Annotated in this window: 22 protein-coding genes; 12 read left to right on the plus strand and 10 right to left on the minus strand. The window is 68.5% G+C overall.

Annotated elements, in window-relative coordinates; translation table 11 throughout:
• Positions 1-32 precede the first annotated feature (32 nt).
• From WKW79_RS07965 to WKW79_RS07980, 4 genes are all read left to right on the plus strand, one after another.
• Positions 33-2,273: a cyanophycin synthetase gene (locus WKW79_RS07965; RefSeq protein WP_340334558.1), complete on the plus strand. Its 2,241-nt coding sequence runs from the start codon at positions 33-35 to the stop codon at positions 2,271-2,273.
• A 4-nt stretch (positions 2,274-2,277) separates the two neighbouring features.
• Complete coding sequence (gene cphA / locus WKW79_RS07970; RefSeq protein WP_340334559.1) at positions 2,278-4,845, plus strand: cyanophycin synthetase; 2,568 nt, start codon at positions 2,278-2,280, stop codon at positions 4,843-4,845.
• Between the two features lie 137 nt (positions 4,846-4,982).
• On the plus strand, positions 4,983-5,372 hold the full coding sequence (locus WKW79_RS07975) for a hypothetical protein (protein ID WP_340334560.1): 390 nt from the start codon (positions 4,983-4,985) through the stop codon (positions 5,370-5,372).
• A 134-nt stretch (positions 5,373-5,506) separates the two neighbouring features.
• Positions 5,507-6,073, plus strand: coding sequence for a hypothetical protein (locus tag WKW79_RS07980; protein WP_340334561.1), 567 nt, complete (start codon positions 5,507-5,509; stop codon positions 6,071-6,073).
• 127 nt (positions 6,074-6,200) lie between these two features.
• Here the strand turns inward: WKW79_RS07980 and WKW79_RS07985 are convergent, their stop codons facing one another.
• From WKW79_RS07985 to iaaH, 8 genes are all read right to left on the minus strand, one after another.
• Positions 6,201-7,403 carry an OmpA family protein gene (locus WKW79_RS07985; RefSeq protein ID WP_340334562.1) on the minus strand — a complete coding sequence of 401 codons (1,203 nt, stop codon included), beginning with the start codon at positions 7,401-7,403 and terminating at the stop codon, positions 6,201-6,203.
• Complete coding sequence (locus WKW79_RS07990; RefSeq protein WP_340334563.1) at positions 7,400-9,190, minus strand: protein kinase domain-containing protein; 1,791 nt, start codon at positions 9,188-9,190, stop codon at positions 7,400-7,402. The genes WKW79_RS07985 and WKW79_RS07990 overlap by 4 nt, the downstream gene beginning before the upstream one ends.
• A 104-nt stretch (positions 9,191-9,294) precedes the next feature.
• Positions 9,295-9,624, minus strand: a complete 330-nt coding sequence (locus WKW79_RS07995) for an NIPSNAP family protein (RefSeq protein ID WP_340334564.1) — start codon at positions 9,622-9,624, stop codon at positions 9,295-9,297.
• A 57-nt stretch (positions 9,625-9,681) separates the two neighbouring features.
• Positions 9,682-10,377 carry an ABC transporter ATP-binding protein gene (locus tag WKW79_RS08000; protein ID WP_340334565.1) on the minus strand — a complete coding sequence of 232 codons (696 nt, stop codon included), beginning with the start codon at positions 10,375-10,377 and terminating at the stop codon, positions 9,682-9,684.
• Positions 10,374-12,170 (minus strand): branched-chain amino acid ABC transporter ATP-binding protein/permease, encoded by a 1,797-nt coding sequence (locus tag WKW79_RS08005; RefSeq protein WP_340334566.1) that lies wholly within the window; start codon positions 12,168-12,170, stop codon positions 10,374-10,376. Before WKW79_RS08005 ends, WKW79_RS08000 begins: the two co-directional genes overlap by 4 nt.
• Positions 12,148-13,002 (minus strand): branched-chain amino acid ABC transporter permease, encoded by an 855-nt coding sequence (locus WKW79_RS08010; RefSeq protein WP_340334567.1) that lies wholly within the window; start codon positions 13,000-13,002, stop codon positions 12,148-12,150. The genes WKW79_RS08005 and WKW79_RS08010 overlap by 23 nt, the downstream gene beginning before the upstream one ends.
• 9 nt (positions 13,003-13,011) lie before the next feature.
• Complete coding sequence (locus WKW79_RS08015) at positions 13,012-14,163, minus strand: substrate-binding domain-containing protein (RefSeq protein ID WP_340334568.1); 1,152 nt, start codon at positions 14,161-14,163, stop codon at positions 13,012-13,014.
• Between the two features lie 38 nt (positions 14,164-14,201).
• Positions 14,202-15,605, minus strand: coding sequence for an indoleacetamide hydrolase (iaaH, locus tag WKW79_RS08020; protein WP_340334569.1), 1,404 nt, complete (start codon positions 15,603-15,605; stop codon positions 14,202-14,204).
• A 162-nt stretch (positions 15,606-15,767) separates the two neighbouring features.
• On the opposite strand from iaaH, the gene WKW79_RS08025 reads away from it, so the two are divergent.
• The 3 genes from WKW79_RS08025 (at position 15,768) to WKW79_RS08035 (ending at position 17,428) form a co-directional block, all read left to right on the plus strand.
• A complete protein-coding gene (locus tag WKW79_RS08025; RefSeq protein WP_340334570.1) occupies positions 15,768-16,622 on the plus strand; it encodes a helix-turn-helix transcriptional regulator in 855 nt (284 codons plus the stop codon).
• A gap of 16 nt (positions 16,623-16,638) precedes the next feature.
• A complete protein-coding gene (locus WKW79_RS08030) occupies positions 16,639-16,926 on the plus strand; it encodes an acylphosphatase (RefSeq protein WP_340334571.1) in 288 nt (95 codons plus the stop codon).
• Positions 16,927-17,062: 136 nt separating this feature from the next.
• The gene (locus WKW79_RS08035; protein ID WP_340334572.1) at positions 17,063-17,428 is read left to right on the plus strand and encodes a hypothetical protein; all 366 of its coding nucleotides are present in this window, start codon (positions 17,063-17,065) and stop codon (positions 17,426-17,428) included.
• Here WKW79_RS08035 and WKW79_RS08040 read toward each other — a convergent pair.
• On the minus strand, positions 17,400-18,287 hold the full coding sequence (locus tag WKW79_RS08040; RefSeq protein WP_340334573.1) for a LysR family transcriptional regulator: 888 nt from the start codon (positions 18,285-18,287) through the stop codon (positions 17,400-17,402). The two genes, WKW79_RS08035 and WKW79_RS08040, sit on opposite strands and share 29 nt — an antisense overlap.
• Positions 18,288-18,363: 76 nt before the next feature.
• Here WKW79_RS08040 and WKW79_RS08045 point away from each other — a divergent pair, with 76 nt between their 5' ends.
• Genes WKW79_RS08045 through WKW79_RS08065 form a run of 5 tightly spaced genes read left to right on the plus strand, consistent with a single transcriptional unit; the run spans position 18,364 to position 23,298 of the window.
• Positions 18,364-19,230, plus strand: coding sequence for an HpcH/HpaI aldolase/citrate lyase family protein (locus WKW79_RS08045; RefSeq protein ID WP_340334574.1), 867 nt, complete (start codon positions 18,364-18,366; stop codon positions 19,228-19,230).
• A gap of 31 nt (positions 19,231-19,261) precedes the next feature.
• On the plus strand, positions 19,262-20,239 hold the full coding sequence (locus tag WKW79_RS08050) for a tripartite tricarboxylate transporter substrate binding protein (protein ID WP_340334575.1): 978 nt from the start codon (positions 19,262-19,264) through the stop codon (positions 20,237-20,239).
• A gap of 8 nt (positions 20,240-20,247) precedes the next feature.
• Positions 20,248-21,444, plus strand: coding sequence for a CoA transferase (locus WKW79_RS08055; protein WP_340334576.1), 1,197 nt, complete (start codon positions 20,248-20,250; stop codon positions 21,442-21,444).
• Positions 21,444-22,319 (plus strand): amidohydrolase family protein, encoded by an 876-nt coding sequence (locus WKW79_RS08060; RefSeq protein ID WP_340334577.1) that lies wholly within the window; start codon positions 21,444-21,446, stop codon positions 22,317-22,319. Before WKW79_RS08055 ends, WKW79_RS08060 begins: the two co-directional genes overlap by 1 nt.
• 19 nt (positions 22,320-22,338) lie before the next feature.
• Positions 22,339-23,298 (plus strand): Bug family tripartite tricarboxylate transporter substrate binding protein, encoded by a 960-nt coding sequence (locus WKW79_RS08065; RefSeq protein ID WP_340334578.1) that lies wholly within the window; start codon positions 22,339-22,341, stop codon positions 23,296-23,298.
• Positions 23,299-23,380: 82 nt separating this feature from the next.
• Here the strand turns inward: WKW79_RS08065 and WKW79_RS08070 are convergent, their stop codons facing one another.
• A complete protein-coding gene (locus tag WKW79_RS08070) occupies positions 23,381-24,034 on the minus strand; it encodes a hypothetical protein (RefSeq protein WP_340334579.1) in 654 nt (217 codons plus the stop codon).
• Positions 24,035-24,041 lie beyond the last annotated feature (7 nt).

The following is a 24,041-nucleotide window of genomic DNA, read 5'->3' on the forward strand; positions in this document are numbered from 1 at the left end:
CCCGCAATAGAACAAACACATCGAACGTTTTCATGACCCGTTTCGACGACATCCAGCTGCCCCGCATCCGCTATTTGCGCGGTCCCAATCTCTGGACCTACCGTCCCGTGCTCGAAGTGTGGCTCGATCTGGGCCGATTGGAAGACTTTCCGTCCAACCTGATCCCCGGTTTCACCGACCGCCTGACCGCCCTGCTGCCCGCCCTCATCGAGCACCACTGCGGCGTGGGCGAACGCGGCGGTTTCATCCAGCGCCTGGTCGAAGGCACCTGGGCCGGCCATGTGCTGGAGCATGTGGTGATCGAGCTGCTCAACCTGGCCGGCATGCCGACCGGCTTCGGCCAGACCCGCAGCACCTCGAAGACCGGCGTCTACCGCATGGTGTTCCGCGCCCGTGACGAGGAAGTGGCGCGCGCCGCGCTGGCCGAGGGTCATCGACTCTTGATGGCCGCGATCAACGACGACCCCTTCGGCGCCGCCGAGGTGCAGGCCTGCGTCGACGTGGTCAAGGGCAAGGTCGAGGACTGCTACCTCGGCCCGAGCACCGCCTGCATCGTCGGCGCGGCCACCGACCGGGGCATCCCGCACATCCGGCTCAACAGCGGCAACCTGGTGCAGCTGGGCTACGGCTCGGCGCAGCAGCGCATCTGGACGGCCGAGACCGACTACACCAGTGCTATCGGCGAATCGATCGCCAGCGACAAGGAACTGACCAAGTCGCTGCTCGCGAGCTGCGGCGTGCCGGTGCCAGAAGGCCAGGTCGTGGCCGATGCGGCCGAGGCCTGGGAGGCCGCGGAAGACATCGGCCTGCCGGTGGTGGTCAAGCCATCGGATGCCAACCATGGCCGCGGCGTGTCGCTCGACCTGACCACGCGCGAAGAAGTCGAGGCGGCATTCGCGGTGGCCGAGCCCGAAGGCAGCGACGTGATGGTCGAGCGCTTCATCCGCGGCTCGGAGCACCGGCTGCTGGTGGTCGGCGGCCAGGTCGTGGCGGCGGCGCGCGGCGAGATCATCACGGTGACCGGCGATGGCCAGGCGAACGTGGCGTCGCTGATCGACACCCAGCTCAACAGCGACCCTCGCCGCGGCGTCGAGGAGGAATACCCGCTCGACTACATCGACGTCAACACAGACTCCAAGCTGCTGCTCGAACTGCAACGCCAGAAGCTCGACGCCAAGTCCGTGCCCGAGGCCGGGCGCGTGGTCGTGATCCAGCGCAACGGCAACCTCGGCGTGGATTGCACCGACCAGGTCCATCCGGAAGTGGCGCATGCGGCCACGCTGGCGGCACGCGTGGTTGGCCTGGACATCGCGGGCATCGACATGGTCGCGCAGGACATCTCGCGCCCGCTGGCCGCGCAGGGCGGCGCCATCGTCGAGGTCAATGCCGGCCCCGGATTGCTGATGCACCTGAAGCCGGCCGTCGGCTCGCCGCGCCCGGTGGGCCGCGCGATCTGCGACCACCTGTTCCCGGACGATGCGGCCGGCCGCATTCCGGTCGTCGGCGTCACCGGCTCGCAGGACACCGCCGTGCTGGCACGCCTGGTGGCCTGGCTGATCGACCTGGGTGGACGGCACACCGGCCTGGCCTGCCGCGACGGCCTGTTCCTCGCGCGGCGCCGCGTCGATGCGCGCGACAGCGCCAACTGGGAAGCCGGGCATCGCCTGCTGGTCAATCGCGCGGTGCAGGCCGTGGTGATCGAAAGCGGCGCCGAGACCATCCTGCGCGATGGCCTCGCCTATGACCGCTGCCACATCGGCATCGTGACCGACCTGGAAGGCGCCGAAACGCTGGCCGACTACGACATCACCGAGAGCGAGCAGATGGTCAAGGTGCTGCGCACGCAGGTCGACGTGGTGCTGCCTGAGGGCACGGCGGTGCTCAATGCCGCCGATCCGCGCGTGGCCGGCCTGGCGCCGCTGTGCGATGGCGCCGTGATCCTCTACGCCACCGATCCGGGGGCCGAGCCGCTGGCCGCTCATCGCGAGGCGGGCGGCAAGTCGGTCATCGTGCGGCAGGACCGCGTGGTGCTGGCCACCGGCAGCAGTGAATCTTTTCTGCCCGGCCTGGGCCGCCTGACCCTCTGGCGCGCCAGCCACGCTGGCGTGAGCATCGACAGCCTGCTGGCCGCGGTGGCGGCGGCCTGGGCGCTGGGCATTCCGCTCAACCTCATCGGCGCCGGCGTCGAAGCCTTCGAGTCCGACCTGCAGGCCGCGCTCGCATCGTTGCAGCTGTCGCAGACCGCTTTCCCTCAAGAAAAACAACACGCCTGACCCCATGGAAGTCACACGCACTCGCGCCCTGCGCGGACCGAACCTCTGGAGTCGCCACACCGCCATCGAAGCCATCGTGGCCTGTCCCGGCGACGAAAACGCGATCGAGAAACTGCCCGGCTTTGAGACCCGCCTGCGCGCACTGTTCCCGGACATCGGTGAACTGCATCCGATCGTCCACGGCCATCCGCTGGCCCTGGCCCATGTGCTGGAAAACGCGGCCATCGCCTTGCAGACGCAGGCCGGTTGCCAGGTGAGCTTCGGCCACACCGCGCCGACCACCGAGGCCGGCATCTACCAGGTCACGGTGCAGTACACGGAAGAGGAAGTGGGCCGACTCGCCTTCAAGCAGGCCGAGCAACTGATCCAGGCCACGCTCGACGACACCGCCTTCGATGCCAAGGCCGCGATCGCCGAATTGCGCGACCTTGACGAGTCGGAACGCCTCGGCCCCAGCACCGGCTCCATCGTCGATGCGGCAGTGGCGCGCGGCATTCCGTACCGTCGGCTCACCACGGGCAGCCTGGTGCAGTTCGGCTGGGGCTCCAAGCAACGGCGCATCCAGGCCGCCGAGGTCGACAGCACCAGCGGCGTGGCCGAGTCGATCGCGCAGGACAAGGAACTCACCAAGCAACTGCTGAACGCGGCCGGCGTGCCGGTGCCGCTGGGCCGCCCCGTGGCCGATCCGGACGATGCCTGGGCGGCAGCACAGGAGGTCGGCCTGCCGGTGGTGGTCAAGCCGCAGGACGGCAACCAGGGCAAGGGCGTCACGGTCAACATCACCTCGCGCGAGCAGCTCGATGCGGCCTTCGCATCGGCGGCCGAGTACGGCGAGGTGATGGTCGAGAAATTCCTGCCCGGCTTCGACTTCCGCCTGCTGGTGGTCGGCGACAAGCTCGTGGCCGCGGCCCGCCGCGATCCGCCGCAGGTGATCGGCGACGGCACGTCCACGGTGCGCCATCTCGTGGCCACCGTGAACCTCGACCCGCGTCGCGGCGAAGGCCATGCCACCTCGCTCACCAAGATTCGTCTCGACGACATCGCCATCGGCCGGCTGGAAGCACAGGGCCTGACGCCCGACAGCGTGCCCACACGCGGCCAGCGCGTGGTGCTGCGCAACAACGCCAACCTCTCCACGGGCGGCAGCGCCACCGACGTGACCGACACCGTGCACCCCGAGGTCGCCGCGCGCGCGGTCGATGCGGCGCAGATGGTCGGCCTGCACATCTGCGGCGTCGACATGGTCTGCGAGAACGTGCTGAGCCCGCTCGAGGAGCAGCATGGCGGCGTGGTCGAGGTCAATGCAGCGCCGGGGCTGCGCATGCACATCTCGCCATCGTTCGGCCGGGGCCGCGCGGTCGGCGAGGCCGTCATCAACACCATGTTCGCGCCCGGCGACGACGGCCGCATCCCGGTCGTCGCCGTGACCGGCACCAACGGCAAGACCACCACGGCGCGGCTCATCAACCACCTGCTCGCCTCCAGCGGCCTGCGCACCGGCATGACCAACACCGACGGCGTCTACGTCGACGGCCGGCAGACCGACAGCGGCGATTGCAGCGGTCCCAAGAGCGCGCGCAACGTGCTGCTGCATCCCGACGTGGATGCGGCGGTGTTCGAGGTGGCGCGCGGCGGCGTGCTGCGCGAAGGCCTCGGCTTCGACCGTTGCCAAGTGGCGGTGGTAACCAACGTCGGCAGTGGCGACCACCTCGGGCTCAACTACATCACCACGGTGGAAGACCTGGCCGTGCTCAAGCGCGTGATCGTGCGCAACGTGGCGCCCAAGGGCTACGCCGTGCTGAACGCGGCCGATCCCAACGTGGCGGCCATGGCGGCCGGCTGCCCCGGCAGCATCGTGTTCTTCACGGCCGACCGGCAGCATCCGGTGATGGCCACGCACCGCGCACAGGGCAAGCGCACCGTGTACGTCGACCAGGACACGCTGGTCGCGGCCGAAGGCTCCTGGCGCGAGCGCGTGCCGCTGCGCGACGTGCCGATCACCCGCAACGGCACGCTGCCCTTCCAGGTCGAGAACGTGATGGCGGCGGTGGGTGCGGCATGGTCGATCGGCATGGACTGGGACACCATCCGCGGCGGCCTGGCGAGCTTCAAGAACGACGCGGCCGGCGTACCCGGGCGCTTCAACGTCATGGAATACCGCGGCGCGACCGTGATCGCCGACTACGGCCACAACACCGACGCCATGAAGGCGCTGGTGGCCGCCGTCGACACCATGCCGGCGAAGACCCGCTCGGTGGTCATCAGCGGCGCGGGCGACCGGCGCGACAGCGACATCCGCGACCAGACGGCCATCCTCGGCGAAGCCTTCGACGACGTGATCCTCTACCAGGACGCGGCCCAGCGCGGCCGTGCCGATGGCGAGGTGATGGCGCTGCTGCGGCAGGGGCTGGTGGGTGCGGGGCGCACCCGTTTCATCGAGGAGATCCGCGGGGAATTCATCGCGATCGACCTGGCGCTGGAACGCCTGCAGCCGGGGGACTTGTCCTTGATCCTGGTCGACCAGGTCGAAGAGGCGCTTGCTCATCTGGCGAAGCGCATCGCAGCCGGCTGAAGGATTTGTCCGACGGGCATTCCCGCGCCAGTGCCGGTGGCGGGGCGTCTCGTCCGACAGTGATGTGATGGTGCGCAAGCGATGCTGTGCGCACCGGTTCGATCCTTCGGTCGGACCCACCCCACAGGAGTGTTCACATGACTGCCATCCTTTCACGTACCCGACTGCTGACGCTGGCGATGACCGCGACGCTCGCCAGCGCCGCCGCCTTCGCCGCACCGCCAGCGAGAGGCCCGGGGTCCGACGCCCGTTATCAAAACGAACTGGCCGTTTGCAACACCATTCAGCAAGACCGTGCAGCCTGCATCCGCGAGGCCGGCGCAGCGCGCTACGAGGCACGCCGGAACGGACTGACCAGCGCCGCGCCGATCGACTACCAGCAGAACGCGCTGGCCCGTTGCCAGTTGCAGCCGCCGGCTGACCGCACCGCCTGCGAGCAGCGTGTGATGGGCACCGGCGTGAGCAGCATCGACGGCAGCGTGCTGGGCGGCGGGGTCATCCGCGAGACGGTGACGCCTGTCAACTAAGCCCCGGGCCATCCGTCGGGAAACCAGACGCCTTCCTGGCGCCCGGGCAATAATCGACGGTCCAGGGAGTTAGTACGCGCATCGCGGCGGGTTGCTTCCTGGCAACTGTTGCGTGGCGCCCGACACCGTCGTCCATGCACTTCCGAAAACTCCGGATCACCGGCCCCGGCGCGCAGCCCTATGCGCTGGACCAGCCGATGTTTGTCTACGACCGGAACCTGCTGCTGGCCACGCTGGAACCCGTCCCCCTGCTCAACAGCGGCACCGAGATCCACGTCGAAGCCTTCAACCCGACCCACCTCGTGCGCCAGGACTACCGGCATGTGGGCCGGCTGATCTTCCTGGAGATCTGCGCCTTCATTTCCGAGCGCTTCCCCCAGATCCAGGCCATCAATTTCGCCTTGTCGCGCCGCGTCGACATCCTTGGCGGAGGCGAACAGCAAGCGATGCGGCGCGCCGAGTCGATGGAGCGCATCGGCGCCATCAACGTGCGGATCCGTCCCAAGCCGAACGCCCTGCCGGGCCATTTCGTGGTCTCCGGCGTTTGGGCGTACAGCGAACAGAACCTGGCCGCGCTGAAGCAGGTGCTGGAGGAGGAGCGCGCGCTATACCGTAAGCGGCCGATCGGCTCCAGCACACCCGAGCGATCGAAGGTGCTCGGCGCCATTCGCCAGTGGGTCACCGGGCGCGAGACGGCGTAAATGACTCGCGTAACCCGCAAAATGAACAAGAGCACTGTCTGTTCATGGGCACCCGCGGAACCGGCTTTGCCGGGCCGCTGGGTGCGCCCCCTTGAGGGGGAGGCGCCGCAGGCGCATCGGGGGTGGGTCAAGTTCTGCAGTCGCGGATCTTGAATTCCACGCGCCGATCCGGCGCATCGACCAGGTCGTCCGTCCCGCTGCCGACGATGTTTTCCTTGAACCCCATGCCCAGCGGGCGGGTCCGGTTGCCGACCTCCGGCGACTCGGTGGTGAGCCGCTGCTTGATGTAGGTGGCGCGCCGCAGCGACAGGGCGTCGTTGACTTGCTCGGAGCCGGTCTTGCTGGTGTGGCCGATGATGTTCATGCAGACCTTCGCGGCGCCGCTTTCCTTCGCGATCTGCCGCAACCACATGTTGTAGCCGCTGCTGATGTTGGGGTCGGACCAGAACTCGGTGCTGCCGGGATTGAACAGGAACTTCACGCCCAGCTGGTTGTAGACGATGCCGAAGGCCACCACGCGCCCGAAGGCCGTCTCCGCTTCCTGCATCTGGCCCAGCTTGACGTAGCTGAGGTAGATGCCGTTGAGCACCCGGATCTGCTCGCCCGCCGGTGTTGCCAGCGCACTGCGGTACTGGCCCAGGGCCTCCTGGTATTGCGCGTTGTTGTAGAGGTTGGTGGCGTCGTTGATGACGGTCGCGGTGGCGATGCGGTCGAGGTAGGTCCGATCGGCCTGCTGGCCCGGCGTCAGGGCGCTGGTGCGCACATAGCCATCGATGACCGGGTCCTTGATCAGCACGGGGCTGTCCCGGTAGTAGGGCAAGGGCTTCATGTCGACCGTGTCCGCCCGCGCCAGCGCGGAAGACTGGGCCACCACCGTGCCGGCCTTGATGTCGACCAGCGCCAGGTTCAGGCGGTAGGCCGATTGCACGCGCGCCAACGTGCCGGTCAGCAGGTACTCGGCCTTGGCCAGGTTGGCGGCACGGAACGGCAGCACCTCGATCTGCTCGAAGTTCTTCGTCATGCGCTCGGTGACGGCACGGTCGAGTTGCTGTGTCGCGGCGGTCTGCTGGCCGGTGCCGGCATCGAGCGTCGGGTCGAGCACGATGGGATGCTTGTTCACCTTGGCTTCGACCTTGGCCAGGAAGGCGGGCATGCCGGGAATCCTGCGGGTCTGCTGCACCAGCCCGTCGGTGGCCACGGCGATGGCCTCTTCGAAGGGCAGCGCGTTGCTGCTGGAGGTGGCGGTCGGCGTTCCGCAGCCCTGCAGGAGCAAGGCCAGCGCCGCGCCGAGCCAGAGTCCGGTGATCGAAAGGATTCTGGTGCGTGTCATCTGCATTCCCTCTTCAAGAAAGCGACTTCTTCCGGGCTGAGCGATTCCATCGACGATTTCAGGACGATATCACTGCACCTTGCGGGCCTGCGTCCCACGTTGGGTGTAGTGGTGGATGGGCTTTCGGACGGAGGGACGGGTCGGGATTCGGCGACCGCGCGACCGCTGGCGACGGGCCTCGATCGCTCGACCGCGGCTGCGGGCGGCCTGGCGGGGCGCGAGCGCGCGGCGGATGCCGGGGCCTGGCTGGCAACGGGTGGTTCCGCCACCGGCGCTTGCGAAGGCGTGGGTGCGGGCGCCGGCTCCGGGGTGGACGGGCGCTCGGCGACCGGGGGCGGGGCCGCCGGACGTTCGGCTGCCGGGGGCGGTGCCGTCGCAGGCGCTGGCGGTGCCGCGATGGCGGCGGGCGTTGGCTGCGGCTCGGGCGCTGGCTCTGTCGGCGCCACGGCTTCCGGCGCGGCGGGCACCGATGCTGCGGGCGGAGAAGAAATGCGCATCTTCCACCACCATGCCGCCCCACCCGCCAGCAACAAGGCCGCGGCTGCGAATGCCAGGATGGCCTTGCCCGTCCCGCGCGCCGGTGCGGCCTGGCGCTGCGCCGTCGCGGTGGCCTTCGCAGCCAGGGTCGCCTTTGCCTTCGGTGCTGCCTTCACCGTCGCCGGCCGGGACGCAGGGCCGGCGATGGGCGGCTGCCCGGGCGTGGGGATACTAGCGCGGGTGCGCGTCAGGTTGCGTGTCCGGGACAGGCGCTCCGTGACCGCCTTGCTCGCACGCCGGAACACCGACGTCGTCTTCGGCGCCTCAACCACTGGCGCGGGCGACGAGACTGGCGACGCGGCTGGCGACGGTGCCACGTCCAGCATCGCGACGAACTGCGCCACGTCCTGCGGCCGGGCCTCGGGTCGCATCGACAGCGCCGTGTCGATCGCGCGAAGGAAGCTGTCTCCGTAGTGGCCGGCATGGGTGGTAGCCAGGAGCGGTTGGGTGTCATTGACCACGCGCTCCACCGACGGCAGGGGCGGTCGCCCGGTGATGGCGAAGTGCACCACGCCGGCGAGCGCGTAGAGATCGGTCCACGGCCCCTGCGCCGTGGCGCCGCCGTATTGCTCGATGGGCGCGTAGCCGGGCTTGAGCACGGCCGTCAGCGCCTGCGTCATGTCGCTGATCACGCGCCGGGCCGCGCCGAAATCCAGCAGCAGCGGGCCGCCGTCGGTGAGCAGGATGTTGTCCGGCGAGACGTCGCGGTGGTAGCACTGCTCGCGATGGATCACCGCCAGCGCGTCGAGCAGGGGTTTCAGCCATTCGCGCAATTGGGCCTCGGGCACGGGTCCGCCGATCTTTGCCAGCGCGGCCTTGAGCGTCGGCCCTTCGTAGTAGGGCATGACCATGTATGCGGTGCGATTGGCCTCCCAGAAGCGGAACACCTTGACCAGCGCAGGATGGTCGAAGCGTGCGAGCAGGCGGGCCTCGTTGAGGAAGCTCTTCAGCCCGGCCTCGAAGGTGTCGCGGTATTGCTCCGAGCGCGCCGACACGCCGAAGGAGGCATGGGTCCGCACCGCCAGCGCGGAGGGCATGTACTCCTTGATCGCAACGGGGCGATCCAGCGCCACATCCCAGGCCAGGTAGACGATGCCGAAGCCGCCTTCGCCGAGCACGTGCGTGATGCGATAGCCCTCGATCAGCGCGCCGGCCGGCAAGGCATGGCCGGCGTCCGCGGAGCCAGCAGGGTGCGGCGCACCCGGCCACACGGTGCGCTCATCGTCGTCTGGCGGCGGGCGCGAAGTCATGGCACGAAGCATTGCACAGGCCGGCCGCCGTGGCGATGACCGTTTGGCCATCGGCCGTCACGCCATCGGCGTCGGGGGCCTGCGCCGGTTTGCCGAGGTCGATGCTATTGCAGCTTCGAGAATTTCGTCGGCGTCAGCAACTCGTTGGTGATGTTGGCGACGATCGGTCCGTCCTTCTCGCTTTCCGCCCTCACGCGCAGCCACTCGGGGTCGGCCAGGAACACCGGCCACTTCGCCTCGCGATCGGCCAGCGATTCCCAGGCCATCAGGTAGGTCAGCACGTTGAGTTCCGAATCGCCCACGAGCGTGGTCCAGAAGCCGACCGTCTGGATGCCGAGCCGGGCCCAGATGTGGATGGTGTGATCGTTGAAGCGGGCCAGCAGGTTGGGCATGCGGCCGGGCAGCGTGCGATAGATCCGCAGTTCGTAGATCATCCAGGGCTCCAGAGATGGTGGTGAAGGTGGGCGTGCATCTTCGGCCAATCGCCAGGTTCATACCATCAGGTGCGCCTCCAGGGTTTCCCTTGAAAAGGCGGCGGCCTCGCCGGCGAGCAGGCACTCGCCATGGTCGATGGCGATGAGGTCGTCCGCCACCGCCTGCAGGAACTCCAGGTTCTGCTCGACGATGACGAAGGCCGCACCCTGCGCCTTGCGTGCACGCAACAGTTGCGTCATGCGGTCGATGTTCTCGGGCTGCACGCCTTCGCTGGGCTCGTCGAGGATGCTGAGCGTGGCGCGCAGTCCCAGGGTGCGCGTGAAGGACAGGAGCTTGCGCTCGCCGCCGCTGAGCGAGCCGGCGCGCTGGTTCATGCGTTCGACCAGGCGCGGAAAGGCTTCGAGGCAGGCGGCATAGCGGCCGGCATCGCGGTCGGGCAGGTGCAGCCACAGGTTTTCCTGCACGCTCAGGTCGCCGAAGACGATGTCTTCCTGCGGGGCGTAGGCCATGCCGAGCGCCAGTCGCTGGTGCGGCGGCACCCGCGCGAGGTCGCGGCCATCCAGGCGGACCGTGCCTTGCCGCAGCGGCAGGAAGCCGGCCAGCGCCCGCATGAGCGTGGTCTTGCCGACGCCGTTGCGGCCCAGCACGCCGAGCACGCGTCCGCCGGCGACCGCGCCGCTGAGGCCACGCAGGACCATCGCATCGGCGTAGCCGCAGACGACGTCGTCGAAGGCCAGCAACGGCGCGCTCACTTCCTCGCCCCTGCATACACCGCCCGCACTGCCGGGTCGGCCTGGATCTGCGCCAGCGTGCCCTGCGTCAGCAAGCGTCCCTGGTGCAGCACGTACACATCGCCACCGATGGCAGCCACCGCGCTGATGTCGTGCTCGATGACCAGCGCCGCCGCGCCCAGCTTGCCGACGACGGTCTTGATGGCCTCGATCATGTGGTGCGTCTCCGCGGGCGACAGGCCGGCGCAAGGTTCGTCCAGCAGCACCAGGCGCGGCTGGGGCAGCACCGTCATCACGAACTCCAGCGCCTGGCGGTGTCCCTGCGACAGGCTGCCCGCGCGCTGGTCCAACTGCTCGCGCAGCGCCGGGAACAGGTCCAGCAATTCGTTGCGCAAGGCGCTGGTCCAGCCCAACGGCGCGCGTGTCATCGACGCGAGCAGGCCCAGCCGGCCGGCCCACAAGGCGATGTCGAGGTTCTGGCTCACGCTCAACTCGGGAAAGACCGAGGGAATCTGCAGCTTGCGCCCGACGCCACGCCGCGCCACGCGCCATGCCGATGCACCGGAGACGTCGGCGCCATCGAGCACGATGCGACCCGCGCGCAGCGGCAGCCGACCGGTCATCACGTTGAAGGCGGAAGTCTTGCCCGCACCGTTGGGGCCGATCACGCAACGCAAGCCCGGCCCCTCCAGGCTGAATGAAAGACCGCCGAGGATCCGCACGCCGCCTTGCGAAACCTCGACCTCCTCGAAAGCCAGGCCGATATCGCGCGCCTGCGAGGCGACAGGCGGCGCAGGCGTCGTCGTCACGGGCGACGTGTCGAATCGACCCAGGTTCAGCCGCCTGCCCAGCCCGGCCAGCCCCTCCGGCAGGAAGCGCACCACCGCGATGAAGATCACGCCCACCCCCACCTCCCAGTACGCGAAGTGGTCGCGCAATTCGGAGGACGCATAGCCGACGAACACCGCCCCGAGCAGCGCACCCAGCGGGCTCGCCTTGCCGCCGACCGCCGCCCAGATGACGAACTCCGTCGACAGCACGAAGCCCATCGTGAGCGGCGTGACGATGCCCTGGTGCATGGCGAACAGCGCGCCTGCACCGGCCGCCAGCAGCGCGGAGCAGGCGAAGGCAAAGGCCTTGATGCGATCGGTCGCGTAGCCAAACAACTGCAGCCGGTCTTCGTTCTGCGCCACCGCGCTCCACAGCAGGCCCAGCGGCCGGCGCAAGGCGATGCCCAGCAGCGTCGTGCTGCCGACGGCGCAGGCGGCCACGACCCAGTAGTAGGTGCCGTAGCGGTCGGTCCCTGGAAACTCGGGAATGTCGGCCATGCCGTTGAAGCCGCCGGTGACGGCGCTCCACTGCTGCGCGGCAAGGAAGCCGAGCATCGTCATCGCGAGCGTGATGAGCGAGAAGAAGGGCCCGCTCCGGTGGCTGCGCGCAAACACCAGCCGCGCAACGATGAAGGCCAGTCCAGCGGGCAGCAACAGCGCGAGCGGCAGTGCGAGCCACCAGCCTGGTTGCTGCTGCGCCGCCTTGAGCGCACCACCCGCCAGGTAGGCTCCAAGGCCGAAGAACAGCGCATGCCCCAGCGGCAGGAAGCCCAGCCGTCCCCAGCACAAGGCGACACCCTGGGTCGCGATGCCGTAGATGAGGAAGAGCGCGATCTGGTACGCGACGAAATCGTTCGTGACGAAGGGCAGCGCCACCAGCGCTATCGCCAGCAGCACGGGCTCGAGGGCCGGCATCCGCCACTTGCGGACGCCGGTGCGCGATGCGGCTTTGCGGGGAAGTTCAGCGGCGTCCAAGGAGTCCATTCGGCTTCAGCCACAGAAAGAGCATCGACAGGATCAGCACCACCGCATAGCCGCTGGTCTGGCCGACCAGGCTGCTGACGATCGACTGCGTGCCGCCGATCAGCCCCACGCCGCCGCCGAAGCCGCCCAGCGTCCCCAAGCCGCCCACCACCAGCACGAAGAAGGAATCGAGCAGGTAGTCCACGCCGATGCCGGGCTCGATGCGCACCAGCGGCGCCAACAGCACGCCGGCCGCGCCGGCCAGCACCACGCCGATCACGAAGGTCTGCGAAGCCAGGCGGCGCGTGTCGATGCCCAGCGCCTGCGCCAGCAGCGGATTGCCCGTCATCGCGCGCACGCGCAGGCCCATGGCGCTGCGGCGATACCAGAAGGCCAGTCCGATCATCACGACGATCGCGAAGCCGATCAGCGCCAGCCGATACCCCGGGTACTGCACGCCGCCCAGCGTGACCGGCATCGACAGGTTGCTCTCGATGTTGCGATAGCCGCGCCCATACACCGCCTCGACCAGCTTGCGCAGCACCATCGCCAGGCCCCAGGTCGCCAGCAGCGTGTCGAAGGGCCGCGAGTACAACGGCCGGATCAGCCAGCGCTCCACCACGTAGCCGAGCAGCCCGCACACGACGATGGCCAGCGGCATCGCGGTCGCGATCGGCCAGCCCCAGGACTGCACCGTCACGACCGAATACGCGCCCAGCATCACGAACTCGCCATGCGCCATGTTCATGACGCCGAGCAGGCCGAAGACCACCGCCAGGCCCAGCGTGGTCAGGGCCAGCGTCGAGAGCGCGTAGAGGAGGTTCAGGCCGTGCAGCAGCCAGCTCGAATCCATGTCGTCTTTTCAGACCTTGCAGCTTTGACCTGATGCGACGCGCGGGAAGGTCTTCACCACGCGGAAGCCCTTGTCATCCACATCGGCCACGTAGACGTCCTGCTCCACATGCCGCGAGCGCATCGTGACCGCGCCGCGCGGGCCGTTGTAGCTGGCGCCTTCGCTGGCCGGGTCCATCTTCGCCACGTCCAGCGACTTGGCCTTGGCCGCGATCGCATCCAGCATCAGGAAGCCTTCGTAGACCGACTCGGCCAAGCCGTTGAGTGCGGGGGCTTGCGGCCCGAACTTCTTGAAGTACGCGTCGGAGAAGGCCTTGGCGGCGGGCGTCTGGATGTTGGCGAAATAGCCGGCGCTCGAGTAGAGGTTTTTCGCGTTGGCCAGGCCGATGCCGGCCAGCGTGTTCTCCTCGATCAAGGTGCCCAGGCGCAGCGCCTTGTCGGCGAGGCCAAAGCTAGCGAAGGCCTTGTTGAAGGTCACCGACGCACCACCCACCAACGACACCAGCACTGCATCGGCGCCGCTGTCGCGGATGCGGGTCAGGCTCGAATCGAAGTTGTCGACGGTGAAGGGCAGGTACTCGTCGCCCACGACCTGCGCGCCGGTCTTGGTGATGTAGTCCTTGGCGGCGGCGTTGGTGTTGCGGCCCCAGATGTAGTCGTTGCCGATCATGTACCACTTCTTCGGCTTGCGTTCCGCGGCGATCCAGGGGATGACGGGCGCGAGCTGCTGCGCCGGCGTCTCGCCGTTGACGTAGGTGCCTTTCGCGCATTCGCCGCCCTCGTAGACCGGCGTGTAGAAGTACGGCACCTGGCCCTTGAACAGGCCGACCAGCGCGCCGCGCACCGCGCTGTCATGCATGCCGATCACCACCTGCGCGCCGCCGCCCTTCCAGAGCTTGAGCGCGGCCTGCGAGGCTTCCGCGGGCGGCAGGCCGGCATCGCCGAAGGACACCTCGAGCGTGCGGCCGAGCACGCCACCGCGGGCGTTGAGGGTCTCCACCGCGAGTTCGGTGCAGGCCTTGGAGGATGGCCCGAACAGGCCGGCGGGTCCGCTCAGGGGCAGCATCACGGCCACCTTCAGCGGCGATGCGGCGCGCACGGCCGGCGCGCTGATCGCTGCCGCGGCGGCGGCAGCGCCATGAAGAAAGGTACGACGGTTCATGGAAGCTCCTCTGTGGTGATGTTGTGGAGGCGGCGCGATCAGCGTTGCCAGGGGGCGGACGACAGCGGCGGCAGCACCGCTTCGATGGCCGCGGCGAGCGCGAGCAAGGCGCGGTCGCTGCCGGCCGGCCCGTCCAGCGCGAGGCCCACCGGCAAGCCGCCGGACAGGCCGGCCGGCACCGTGACGCCGGGGATGCCGGCGTTGCTGCCGGGGTCGGTGTTGCGGATGAAAGTGGTGAAGGTCGGGCTCTGCTGGCCGTTGAACAGCACCGTCTCGTCCTGCCCGATCGGCGCGGCCGTCAGGGGTGTGGTCGGGAACAGCAGGGCCTGCACACCGGTGGACGAGAAGGTCTCGGCGTAGAGCGCCTGCAACTGAACGCGCGTCTTCAGCGCCTCCTGGTAGACCGCTTCTGGCACCGCCCCGGCGCCAAGCAGCGACTGTGCAAGTCCAGAGACATCGGGGCTGCCGGTGCCTGCGACCAACTGCTTGAAGTCGATGCCGCGATTCGCATAGCGCAGGTAGTCGGTCATGTCGCGCACGAACTCGAACAGGGCGACCGGGAATCCGACGCCGCCCGCGAGTTCGAACAGCCTGGGCATCGGCAGCTCGACGAACTCGGCGCCCGCCGCGCGCAGGCGATCGACGGCCGCGTTCATGACCTCACGAACGCCCGGTTCGATCGGGTCCCAGTACGGCTTGGGCAAACCCAGGCGCACACCCTTGAGCGATACGACGGCAAGCGGCTTGTTGTCGCCGGTGAGCACGCCGTCGAGCAAGGCGCAATCCACGACGCTACGGGCGATCGGCCCAGCCGTATCGCGCGTGGTGGAGATCGGCGCGATGCCCCGCCCCGACACCCGCCCCACCGTCGGCCGCAGTCCCACCAGGCCGCACAGCGCAGCCGGCACGCGCACCGATCCGCCGGTGTCGGTGCCCAGCGCGGCCGGCACCCACCCGGCCGCGACCACCACGCCGGAGCCGCCGCTGCTGCCCCCCGGAATGCGTGTCGCGTCCCACGGGTTGTGCGCCGCGCCGGTGACCGCGTTGTTGTTGGTGATGCCAAAGGCCAGCTCATGCATGTTGGCCTTGCCCGCGATGAGCGCCCCGGCCGCACGCAGGCGGCGCACCACTTCGGCGTCTTCACCGGGCACCTTGCCCTTCAGCGCGCCGGTGCCGGCGGAGCTCGGCAGGCCGACGGAATCGATGTTGTCCTTGAGCGCGATCGGCACGCCGAGCAGCGGCAGGTCTTCTCCCGCCGCGACGCGCGCATCGGCCGCGCGGGCCTGTGCGCGCAGGGCATCGGCATCGAAGGCCACGTAGCCATTCAGCGCGGCCTGCGCCTGCGTTCGCTCGATCAGTGCCTCGACCAGCGCCGCGCTGGTCACGGATCGCTCCTGGATCTGGCGCCGCAGTTCGACGACGCCCGCTTGGGTCAGGTTCATGCTTTTCTCCGAATGTCCAACGCATCGTAGGAACGGGCAATTGGCCGCACACCTATCACGATAGATAGGGGGCCTACGGGTCGCCACCGATTCCCGAGGCAGTCACCAGGACTAGCATGGCCGCCAGACACGACCCTGCACGGTCCTTGCTTCAACCACACCATGCACCTCAACACGTCGCAGACCCGCGCGCTCGGTGACGTCATGCGCCTGCTGGCCGAGGCGACCGACGCCGACGCGCTGCGCGGCGACCTCGCATTGCCGATGCTCGACCTGCTGCAGGCCGACACCTACGTCTCCTTCACCTGGAACACCGCCACCCATCGCTTCGACCGGGTCAAGGCGGTCAACATGTCGCTGGACAACCTGCGCACCTGGGACGAGTACTACCGCTTCGTCGACCCGCTCACCTTCCCGATGATGGAGCGCCGCCATCCCACGCTCGCGACCCAGATCCTGTGCCAGAGCGACCTGTCGCGCACCGAGTTCTTCAACGACTTCCTGGCGCGCGACCACATGCACTGGGGTGTCAACCTGTATGTGTTCTCGCAGGGCGCCTGCACCGGCGACATGCGCATCTGGCGGCAGCGGGAACGCGGCAACTTCGATGCCAACGAGATCGATGCGCTGCGCCTGGTCGAGCCCGCCTTCGCGGCGGCGCTGGCGCGCCTTCGCTGGGAATCCGAACCGCTCATGTCACCGGTGGCCTGCGAGAGCGTGACCGAACTGCTGCAACGCAAGTCCGCACTCAGCATGCGCGAGGCGGAGGCAGCGTCGCTGGTGCTCTCCGGCTGCCCCGACAAGCTCATTGCCAAGCGCATGGCCGTTGGCCTGCCGACCGTTCGCTTTCACCTCGCGAATGCATTCCGCAAGCTGCGGGTGGAGAACCGGACGCAGCTTGCGGCGAGGGTGCAGGCGCTGGTCAGCGATGCGCCGGCGCTGGGCGCCACTGCGCTTGTGCCGCCTGCCAGTCCCCTGCCGCCGACGCACAGCCCGCAGTGCCCCGCAGCGGCTTGACGACCGGTGCAAAGTTGTGACCACCGTTCACAGGCATCTCACTGTGCATGGCCGGGTCCAGGGCGTGGGCTATCGCTGGTCCATGGTGCAGGCTGCCGAGCGGTTGGGCGTGCAGGGATGGGTGCGCAACCGGCGCAATGGCACAGTGGAGGCGATGGCCTGGGGCGACGCAGACGCCGTGGAGGCCCTGGTCGCGTGGGCCCGGCAAGGCCCGCTGGATGCGCATGTCGAGCGCGTGGACCTGGCGGAGGCACCTTCGCCAGAAGAGGCGTTCGAGGGATTCGAGGCACGCGAGACGCTTTGATCGGCCGGGAGCAGTTCCCTTGGCACTCCCCCTGTCCGTCCAGGATCCGCTGAACACTTCTCGGAAGTCGCGTCTCGCGCTGACAGCCAGCCGTGAAGATCGGCGCATGCTGCATCGGCACTTCAAGGAGAACCAAGTGAAAACTCTTCGCTCGTCCGCAGCCTCGATCCTGTTCACGGTGGCCGGCGTCCTCGCCTCCGGCGCGGCCTGGTCGCAGGCAAGCAACGCGGCCAATTGCGATGCCCGCCAGGACACGGCGGCCTGCCTGCGCGAGGCCGGCGCGGCACGCCAGGAGGCGGCGCGTGGCGGCCTGACGCAGCCCGGCGCGGCAGCCAACCAGAACGCATCCGCGCGCTGCGAGGTCCTGCCCGCCAATGAGCGCGCCGACTGCGAGGCGCGCATGCAGGGCACCGGCAGCGGCACCACCACGACCAGCGGCAGCGTGATGGGCGGCGGGGTCATCCGGGAAACGGTCACGACCGTGCCGGCACCGGCGAAGTGACCGCGTTCGCGCTGGCCACCAGCCCCTGGATCAGCCGCAGCCGCGGCGACGAGCGCAACCACAGGATGCCGAAGCGGCGCGCCTCCGAACCGAGCGGCAGCGCGATCTTCGCAACAAGCAGCCCATCCAGCAGCGGCGAGGCGATGTCCGGCACGATCGATACGCCCAGCCCGCGGTTCACCATCATCGCGATGGCCAGCAGCGAACTCAGCTCGAAGCGCTCCTGCGGCACGATGCCCGCGGTGCGCAGGTAGCGATCGGCCTGCTTGCCGCCGCCCAGGTTCCGGTCGTAGCGGATCAGGGGCGACGTGCGCAGCAGCTCGTGCGGGTCGCGCCGTGCGAGCCGGCTTGGCGCCAGCAGCACCAGGGGTTCTTCGCGCAGCAAGGACCAGCCGAAGGTCTTGGACAACGCGAAGTTGGGGTACAGGCACACCGCCGCATCCAGTTCACCCTGCTGCACCGCCTTGTGCAGCGTTGCGGTAGCGCCCGATTGCAGGAACACCTTGACGCCCGGATGCGCCTTCACGAAGTGCGCGAGGATGTCCGGCAGCACGCTGTGCAGCGCCGTGTTGATGGTCCCGATCTGCAGTTCCCCGCCGGCCGCCTCGCTGCCCAGAAGCGCCTTGATGTCGCTCACCTCGCGCAGCACGCCGCGCGCCCGTTGCACGAGCTGATGGCCGGCCTCGGTCGGCTGCACCGTGCGGCCGGCGCGTGCCAGCAGAGGTGCCTTGAGTTCACGCTCCAGCGTGCGGATCTGTTGCGCCACCGCGGCCGGCGTGAGGTCGAGACGGCGCGCCGCCTCGGACATCGAGCCGCACTCGACCACAAGAAGAAAGCTCTGCAGGTAGGCCGTTTCCATGAAGATAGATTTTCTATGATCTGATCATACGAAGCATGTGTTTTTCTTTCTTCACCGGCGGCAGACACTTGCCGCCATGAGAAGCAAACTGTTCGTACCGGGCACCCGTCCCGAGCTGTTCACCAAGGCGCTGGCCAGCGACGCCGACGGCATCTGCCTGGACCTGGAAGACGCCGTCTCCGAGTCGCGCAAGGAAGAAGCCCGCCGCGCGGTGAAGCAACTGTTGCAAGGCAACACAACCCACCACGGCAAGACCGTGATCGTCCGCGTCAATGCCATGGACACGCTGCACTTCGCGCAGGACGTGAAGGCCGTGGTGCGGCCCGGCGTGCACCTGATCAACCTGCCCAAGCCCGAGAGCGCCGAGCATGTGCGCAGCGCCGTTGCGGCGATCGAACGCGCCGAAAAGGCCAACGGCGTCGACAAGCCCTTGGGCCTGCTGCTAAACATCGAAACGCCTGTGGCGTTGCGGACCGCAGCGGCGCTGGCCTCGGCCGACGCTCGCGTGGTCGGCTTGCAGCTCGGCCTCGGCGACCTGTTCGAGCCGCTGGGCATCGCCCGTCGCGAATCCGCCGCCATCCAGCAGGCCATGTTCGCAACACGCGTGGCGGCGGGCGAGGCCGGCATCTACGCCTATGACAGCGCCTTCGCCGACATCCGCGATGCCGAGGGCTTCCGCGCCGAGGCCATGCTGTCGCGGCGCATGGGCTTCCTCGGCAAGACCTGCATCCATCCCAGCCAGGTCGCCATTGCCAACGAAGTATTCCGCCCCACCGATGACGAGATCGCGCACGCGGTCAAGGTGATCGAGGCCACACGCGACGCCGATGCCCGGGGCGTCGGCGCCTACGTGGTCGACGGAAAGATGATCGACATCCCCTTCGTGCGCCGCGCCCACGCCATCGTCGCCAGCGCGCGCAGCCTCGGCCTGCTGGCCGCCTGAATTCCTCCTTCAAACCCCTCAGAGACACACCATGCCCAAGCTCACTTCATCGCCCCTGCGCAAGATCGCGCTGGCCTGCTGCCTCCTCCCCACGCTCGCCTTCGCGCAGGGTGCTTACCCGACGAAGCTGATCACCATCGTCGTGCCCTACCCTGCCGGCGGATCGAATGACACCTTTGCCCGCCAGGTCGCCAAGGAACTGGGCGATGAATTGAAGCAGTCGGTGATCATCGACAACCGTCCTGGCGCCAGCGGCAACACCGGCACCGGCCAGGTCGCCAAGGCCGCGCCGGACGGCTACACGCTGGTGGCCGTGTCGTCGAGCATGACGACCAATGCGGCGGTTCAAGCCAAGCTGCCCTACGACCCCGGCAAGAGCTTTGCGCCGGTGGCAATGTTCGCCAAGGGCCCGTTCATCGTGGCGGTGAACAACGAGTTTCCCGCGAAGACGCCGGCCGAACTGATCACCGCCATCAAGGCCAAGCCCAACCAGTACAACTACGCCTCCTCGGGCTCGGGCAGCGTGAACCAGTTCGGCACCGAGTTGCTCAAGGCGCAGGTCGGCAAGCTGGAGATCACGCACATCCCGTACAAGGGCATGGGCCCGGCCGTGACCGACCTGGTTGGCGGGCAGACCCAGTTGCTGATCTCAAGCGGCCCGTCGCTACTGCCGATGGTGCGCGCCGGCAAGTTGCGCGCGGTCGGCATCACGAGCCTGAAGCCCAGCCCGATTGCGCCGGACCTGACACCGATTTCGACGGCCGTGCCCGGCTACGAATTCGAGCTGTGGTGGGGACTGCTAGCACCCGCAGGCACCCCGCCGGACATCGTCAACAAGCTCAATGTCGCCGTCAACAAGGCGCTGGCCAAGCCGGCGCTGGCCGCCAACTTCCTCAAGGAGGGCGCGATCGCCACGCCGATGTCGCCCGACCAGTTCGGCAAGGTCATCACCGACGACGTGGCGCGTTGGAAAAAGTTGGCCATCCAGCAGAACATCACCGCGGATTGAGGACCATCATGAACGCCCACGCCGACCTCGACGACATGAGCCTGCCGCCACGCACCGGACCTCAGGGCCCGCTCTCCGGGCTGCGCGTGATCGACCTGAGCGCCTACATCGCAGGCCCCTATGGCTGCTCGCTGCTGGCCGACCAGGGCGCCGAGGTCATCAAGATCGAACCGCCCGCAGGCGACAACCTGCGCAAGTACCCTTCGACGCTGGAGGCCGAGAGCCGCGCCTTCGTCGGCGTCAACCGCAGCAAGCTGGGCGTGGTGCTGGACCTGAAGGCGCCGGAGGACCATGCGGCCCTGATGGCGCTGGTGCGCAGCGCGGACGTGCTGGTACACAACTTCCGGCCCTCGGTGCCGCCACGCCTCGGCATCGCCTACGAACAGCTCAAGGCCATCAACCCGCGGCTGATCTATTGCAGCGTCACCGGCTACGGCGAAACCGGCCCGATGAAGGACAAGGCCGGCTACGACCAGGTGCTGCAGACCATGACCGGCATGTGCACCCTGCAGGGCAAGCGCGGCGAGCCGCCGGAGATCCTCTATGGCTCGGTGGTCGACTACTACGCCGCCGCATTGGTCGCAGGTGGCGTCGCTTCCGCGCTGTATGAGCGCGAGAAGAGCGGCCAGGGGCAGTTCGTCGGCGTGTCGCTGCTGCGCGCGGCGCTCACCATGCAATCGGCCCGCATGGTGTGGGCCGAAGGCGAGGCGAAGGATGTCGGGCGCGACATGCGCTCCGGCGGCATCACCGGCATCCATCCGACGAAGGAAGGCCACATCTACATCTCCGCCAACACGCCGCATTTCTGGAAGGCGCTGTGCGACAAGGTGGGCCTGCCCGGACTGGCCGCCGACGAACGCTACGACAGCGTGCGCAAGCGGGCCCAGCACTTCGCCGAGATCGTGCCGAAGCTCCACCAGGCGCTGGCTTCGCGCACGGCGCTCGAATGGGAGGCGCTCTTCGGCGAAGAGGTGCCCTGTGCCGCAGCGCGCACCGTCGAGGACATGTTCGACAACGAGCAGGTGCTGGCGGAAGACATGGTGGCGACCTTCGAACACCCGACGCTGGGCTCCTACCGCGGCTTCACGCGGCCGATCAAGTTCGACCGCACGCCCGGTCCGCTGCCCTTTGCCGCGCCGACCCTCGGGCAGCACACGGACCTGGTGGTCGCCGCGCAAAAGCAGGACTGCGTCGCAGGCGCCTGATGAACCTGCAAGCGCAAGTCCCCAACAGCAGCGGAACGCACACGCCGCGCACCGCTGTGCCCGACGGCGCCTGCGATGCGCACATGCACATCTACGACCCTCGCTTCGCCACCATCGGCGCACCGGCTGCGCTGGTCGAGCATGCGACCGTCGACGATTACCGACGGCTGCAGCGACGCATCGGCACGCGGCGCACGGTGGTCGTGCAGCCGCGCGTGCATGGCACGGACAACGCGGTCACGCTGGCGGCCATCCAGTCGCTCGGGCTGCAGCATGCGCGCGGCATCGCGGTGGTGCGACCCGATGTGACCGACGACGAACTTCAGCGATTGCACGCCGGCGGCATCCGTGGCATCCGGTTCACGCTCTACACGGCCACGCATGCGGCCGTCGACTTCTCGATGGTCGAGCCACTGGCACACCGGGTGCATGCGCTCGGCTGGAATGTGCAACTGCACTGGAGCGCGGACCAGGTTGCCGAACACGCCGCCTTGCTGCAGCGCCTGCCCTGCACCCTGGTGTTCGACCATCTGGCCCGCCTGCCGCAACCGGACCCGCTGGCGCATCCCGCGTTTGCGATCGTGCGCCGCCTGCTGGACAACGGGCGCACCTGGATCAAGCTGTCCGGCGCGTACCTCAACTCGGCCGTCGGCGCCGCAGGCAGCTATGCGGACACCGACGCGGTCGCCCACCGCTGGGTCGCACAGGCACCCGAGCGCCTGGTCTGGGGCAGCGACTGGCCGCACCCGACCGAGCCGATGAACAAGCCCGACGACGCGGCGCTGTTCGATCTGCTCGCGCGATGGGTTCCCGACGAAGCCACGCGCCACCGTGTGCTGGTCGAGAACCCCGCGCAGCTCTACCAATTTTCCTGAACCCACACCGAGACATCCCATGAAGAAGCATCTCCTGAAGTCCGTCGTGGCCCTCGCGGCCTGCGTCCCCCTGCTGGCCGCGGCAGCCTGGCCCGACAAGCCCATCCGCATGGTCGTCCCCTATGCGGCGGGCGGCGGCGCGGACAACACCGCGCGCATCGTCGCGCAGCAGATGAGCGCCGCGCTGGGCCAGCAGATCATCATCGACAACAAGCCCGGCGCAGGTGGCGTGATCGGTGCCGACAACGTGGCGAAGGCAGCCGCCGACGGCTACACCGTGCTCTACGACGCCTCGGCCTTCTCGGTCAATCCGTCGTTGCGCAAGCTGCCCTTCGATGCCGCGAAGGACTTCATCCCGGTTTCGCTGGTCGCCACGGCGCCGCAGATCCTCGTGGTGCCCGAGAGCGCGCCGTACAAGAACGTCGCGGAGTTCCTCGACTTCGCGCGCAAGAACCCGGGCAAGCTGACCTTCGCATCGGCGGGCGGCGGCACCGGCTCGCACCTGGCGGGCGAGGCGCTGAACGAGCAGGCGAAGATCAACCTGCTGCATGTGCCGTACAAGGGCGGCGCACCGGCACTGACCGACGTGATGGGCCAGCAGGTTTCGGTCTACTTCGGCAACGTCGCGTCGACCTCCAGCTACGTCAAGTCCGGCAAGCTGCGTGCGCTGGCCGTCAGTTCAGCGAAGCGGGTGCCGAGCCTGCCCGACACGCCGACGCTCGCCGAATCGGGCCTGCCGGGCTACAACGTGGTCGAATGGAACGGCGTGTTCCTGCCCAAGGGCACGCCGCCGGAGATCGTGCAGAAGCTGGGCAAGGCCGTGCAGGCCGCGGTGAACGATCCGAAGGTCAACGACAAGCTGCTGCAGTTGGGACTGGTGCCTGCGGGCACGTCACCCGAATCGTTCGCGAAGTTCGTACAGGACGAAAGCGCGCGGGTGAGCGCACTGGTCAAGGCACGCAACATCCAGGTGGATTGATACGACTTCGCCTTCAACCGCATGACTGCGTTGGGTTGCCTTGCCGTGCTGAAGCACTGTCTGCGGCTCTGCAGCAGCCGATTCACCCGCCCATCTCGTCGCTCGTCTTCGCCAGCCGCTCGGCCGCCATTTCCGCGACGATGCGCTGGAACTCCGCCAGCGCGTAGCGCTGGCCAGGGACGAGCGGTGCGATCGGCCCATCGTTCGGAATCACCACATCGTCGGCCTCACCATCGGCGCCCTTCAGCCATATCGCGGTGAGGTGCAGCGCAGGGACACGGATCAGCGTCAGCTCCTGCCGCACGGCCGAGCGCGTCCGCTGGGCGACCACGCCGTCGATGCGTTTCGCCAGTGACTTCACTTCCGGACCCTCGGCAATGGAGGTGAGCTTCGCGGCCGCCTTGTCGAGTTCGGCCATGGCCGCCTCGCCACTCTCCCCGGTGGGCAACAGTTGCAGCCACAGCTTGGCTTTCGACTTGCGAATCGAGTTGGTCGCAGCCAGTTCGTCCAGGCCCAGCACGATCGTCGATGCGCCGACGCCGGCCGGCTTGTCGGCGGCCAGGGCCGCCTCGATGGAGCGCGAGATCACGCGGCTGTTGCGCGCGATGCTGGGCTTCACGGACATGGGCGCCGTTGCGTCCGGCGTCGCGGGGCTGGCGGGCACCGCGAACTTGCGCAGGCCCGCTTGCAGTGCCTTGGCGATGGCGGGCGGCATGTCGGGGATTTCGATGGGCACGGCTGCT

The sequence above is a fragment of the Variovorax robiniae genome (assembly GCF_037889955.1).
GTDB classification, from domain to species: domain Bacteria; phylum Pseudomonadota; class Gammaproteobacteria; order Burkholderiales; family Burkholderiaceae_C; genus Variovorax; species Variovorax robiniae.

What these genes read in the sequence shown, in the direction of transcription:
- WKW79_RS07985 (WP_340334562.1), bottom strand. Translation starts at nt 7,403, where the DNA reads ATGACACGCACCAGAATCCTTTCGATCACCGGACTCTGGCTCGGCGCG.
- iaaH (WP_340334569.1), bottom strand. Translation starts at nt 15,605, where the DNA reads ATGAACCTGACCCAAGCGGGCGTCGTCGAACTGCGGCGCCAGATCCAG.
- WKW79_RS08045 (WP_340334574.1), top strand. Translation starts at nt 18,364, where the DNA reads ATGAGAAGCAAACTGTTCGTACCGGGCACCCGTCCCGAGCTGTTCACC.
- WKW79_RS08005 (WP_340334566.1), bottom strand. Translation starts at nt 12,170, where the DNA reads ATGGACTCCTTGGACGCCGCTGAACTTCCCCGCAAAGCCGCATCGCGC.
- WKW79_RS08060 (WP_340334577.1), top strand. Translation starts at nt 21,444, where the DNA reads ATGAACCTGCAAGCGCAAGTCCCCAACAGCAGCGGAACGCACACGCCG.
- WKW79_RS08025 (WP_340334570.1), top strand. Translation starts at nt 15,768, where the DNA reads ATGCACCTCAACACGTCGCAGACCCGCGCGCTCGGTGACGTCATGCGC.
- WKW79_RS08065 (WP_340334578.1), top strand. Translation starts at nt 22,339, where the DNA reads ATGAAGAAGCATCTCCTGAAGTCCGTCGTGGCCCTCGCGGCCTGCGTC.
- WKW79_RS07975 (WP_340334560.1), top strand. Translation starts at nt 4,983, where the DNA reads ATGACTGCCATCCTTTCACGTACCCGACTGCTGACGCTGGCGATGACC.
- WKW79_RS07990 (WP_340334563.1), bottom strand. Translation starts at nt 9,190, where the DNA reads ATGACTTCGCGCCCGCCGCCAGACGACGATGAGCGCACCGTGTGGCCG.
- WKW79_RS08040 (WP_340334573.1), bottom strand. Translation starts at nt 18,287, where the DNA reads ATGGAAACGGCCTACCTGCAGAGCTTTCTTCTTGTGGTCGAGTGCGGC.
- WKW79_RS07980 (WP_340334561.1), top strand. Translation starts at nt 5,507, where the DNA reads ATGCACTTCCGAAAACTCCGGATCACCGGCCCCGGCGCGCAGCCCTAT.
- WKW79_RS08010 (WP_340334567.1), bottom strand. Translation starts at nt 13,002, where the DNA reads ATGGATTCGAGCTGGCTGCTGCACGGCCTGAACCTCCTCTACGCGCTC.
- WKW79_RS07995 (WP_340334564.1), bottom strand. Translation starts at nt 9,624, where the DNA reads ATGATCTACGAACTGCGGATCTATCGCACGCTGCCCGGCCGCATGCCC.
- cphA (WP_340334559.1), top strand. Translation starts at nt 2,278, where the DNA reads ATGGAAGTCACACGCACTCGCGCCCTGCGCGGACCGAACCTCTGGAGT.
- WKW79_RS08050 (WP_340334575.1), top strand. Translation starts at nt 19,262, where the DNA reads ATGCCCAAGCTCACTTCATCGCCCCTGCGCAAGATCGCGCTGGCCTGC.
- WKW79_RS08055 (WP_340334576.1), top strand. Translation starts at nt 20,248, where the DNA reads ATGAACGCCCACGCCGACCTCGACGACATGAGCCTGCCGCCACGCACC.
- WKW79_RS07965 (WP_340334558.1), top strand. Translation starts at nt 33, where the DNA reads ATGACCCGTTTCGACGACATCCAGCTGCCCCGCATCCGCTATTTGCGC.
- WKW79_RS08015 (WP_340334568.1), bottom strand. Translation starts at nt 14,163, where the DNA reads ATGAACCGTCGTACCTTTCTTCATGGCGCTGCCGCCGCCGCGGCAGCG.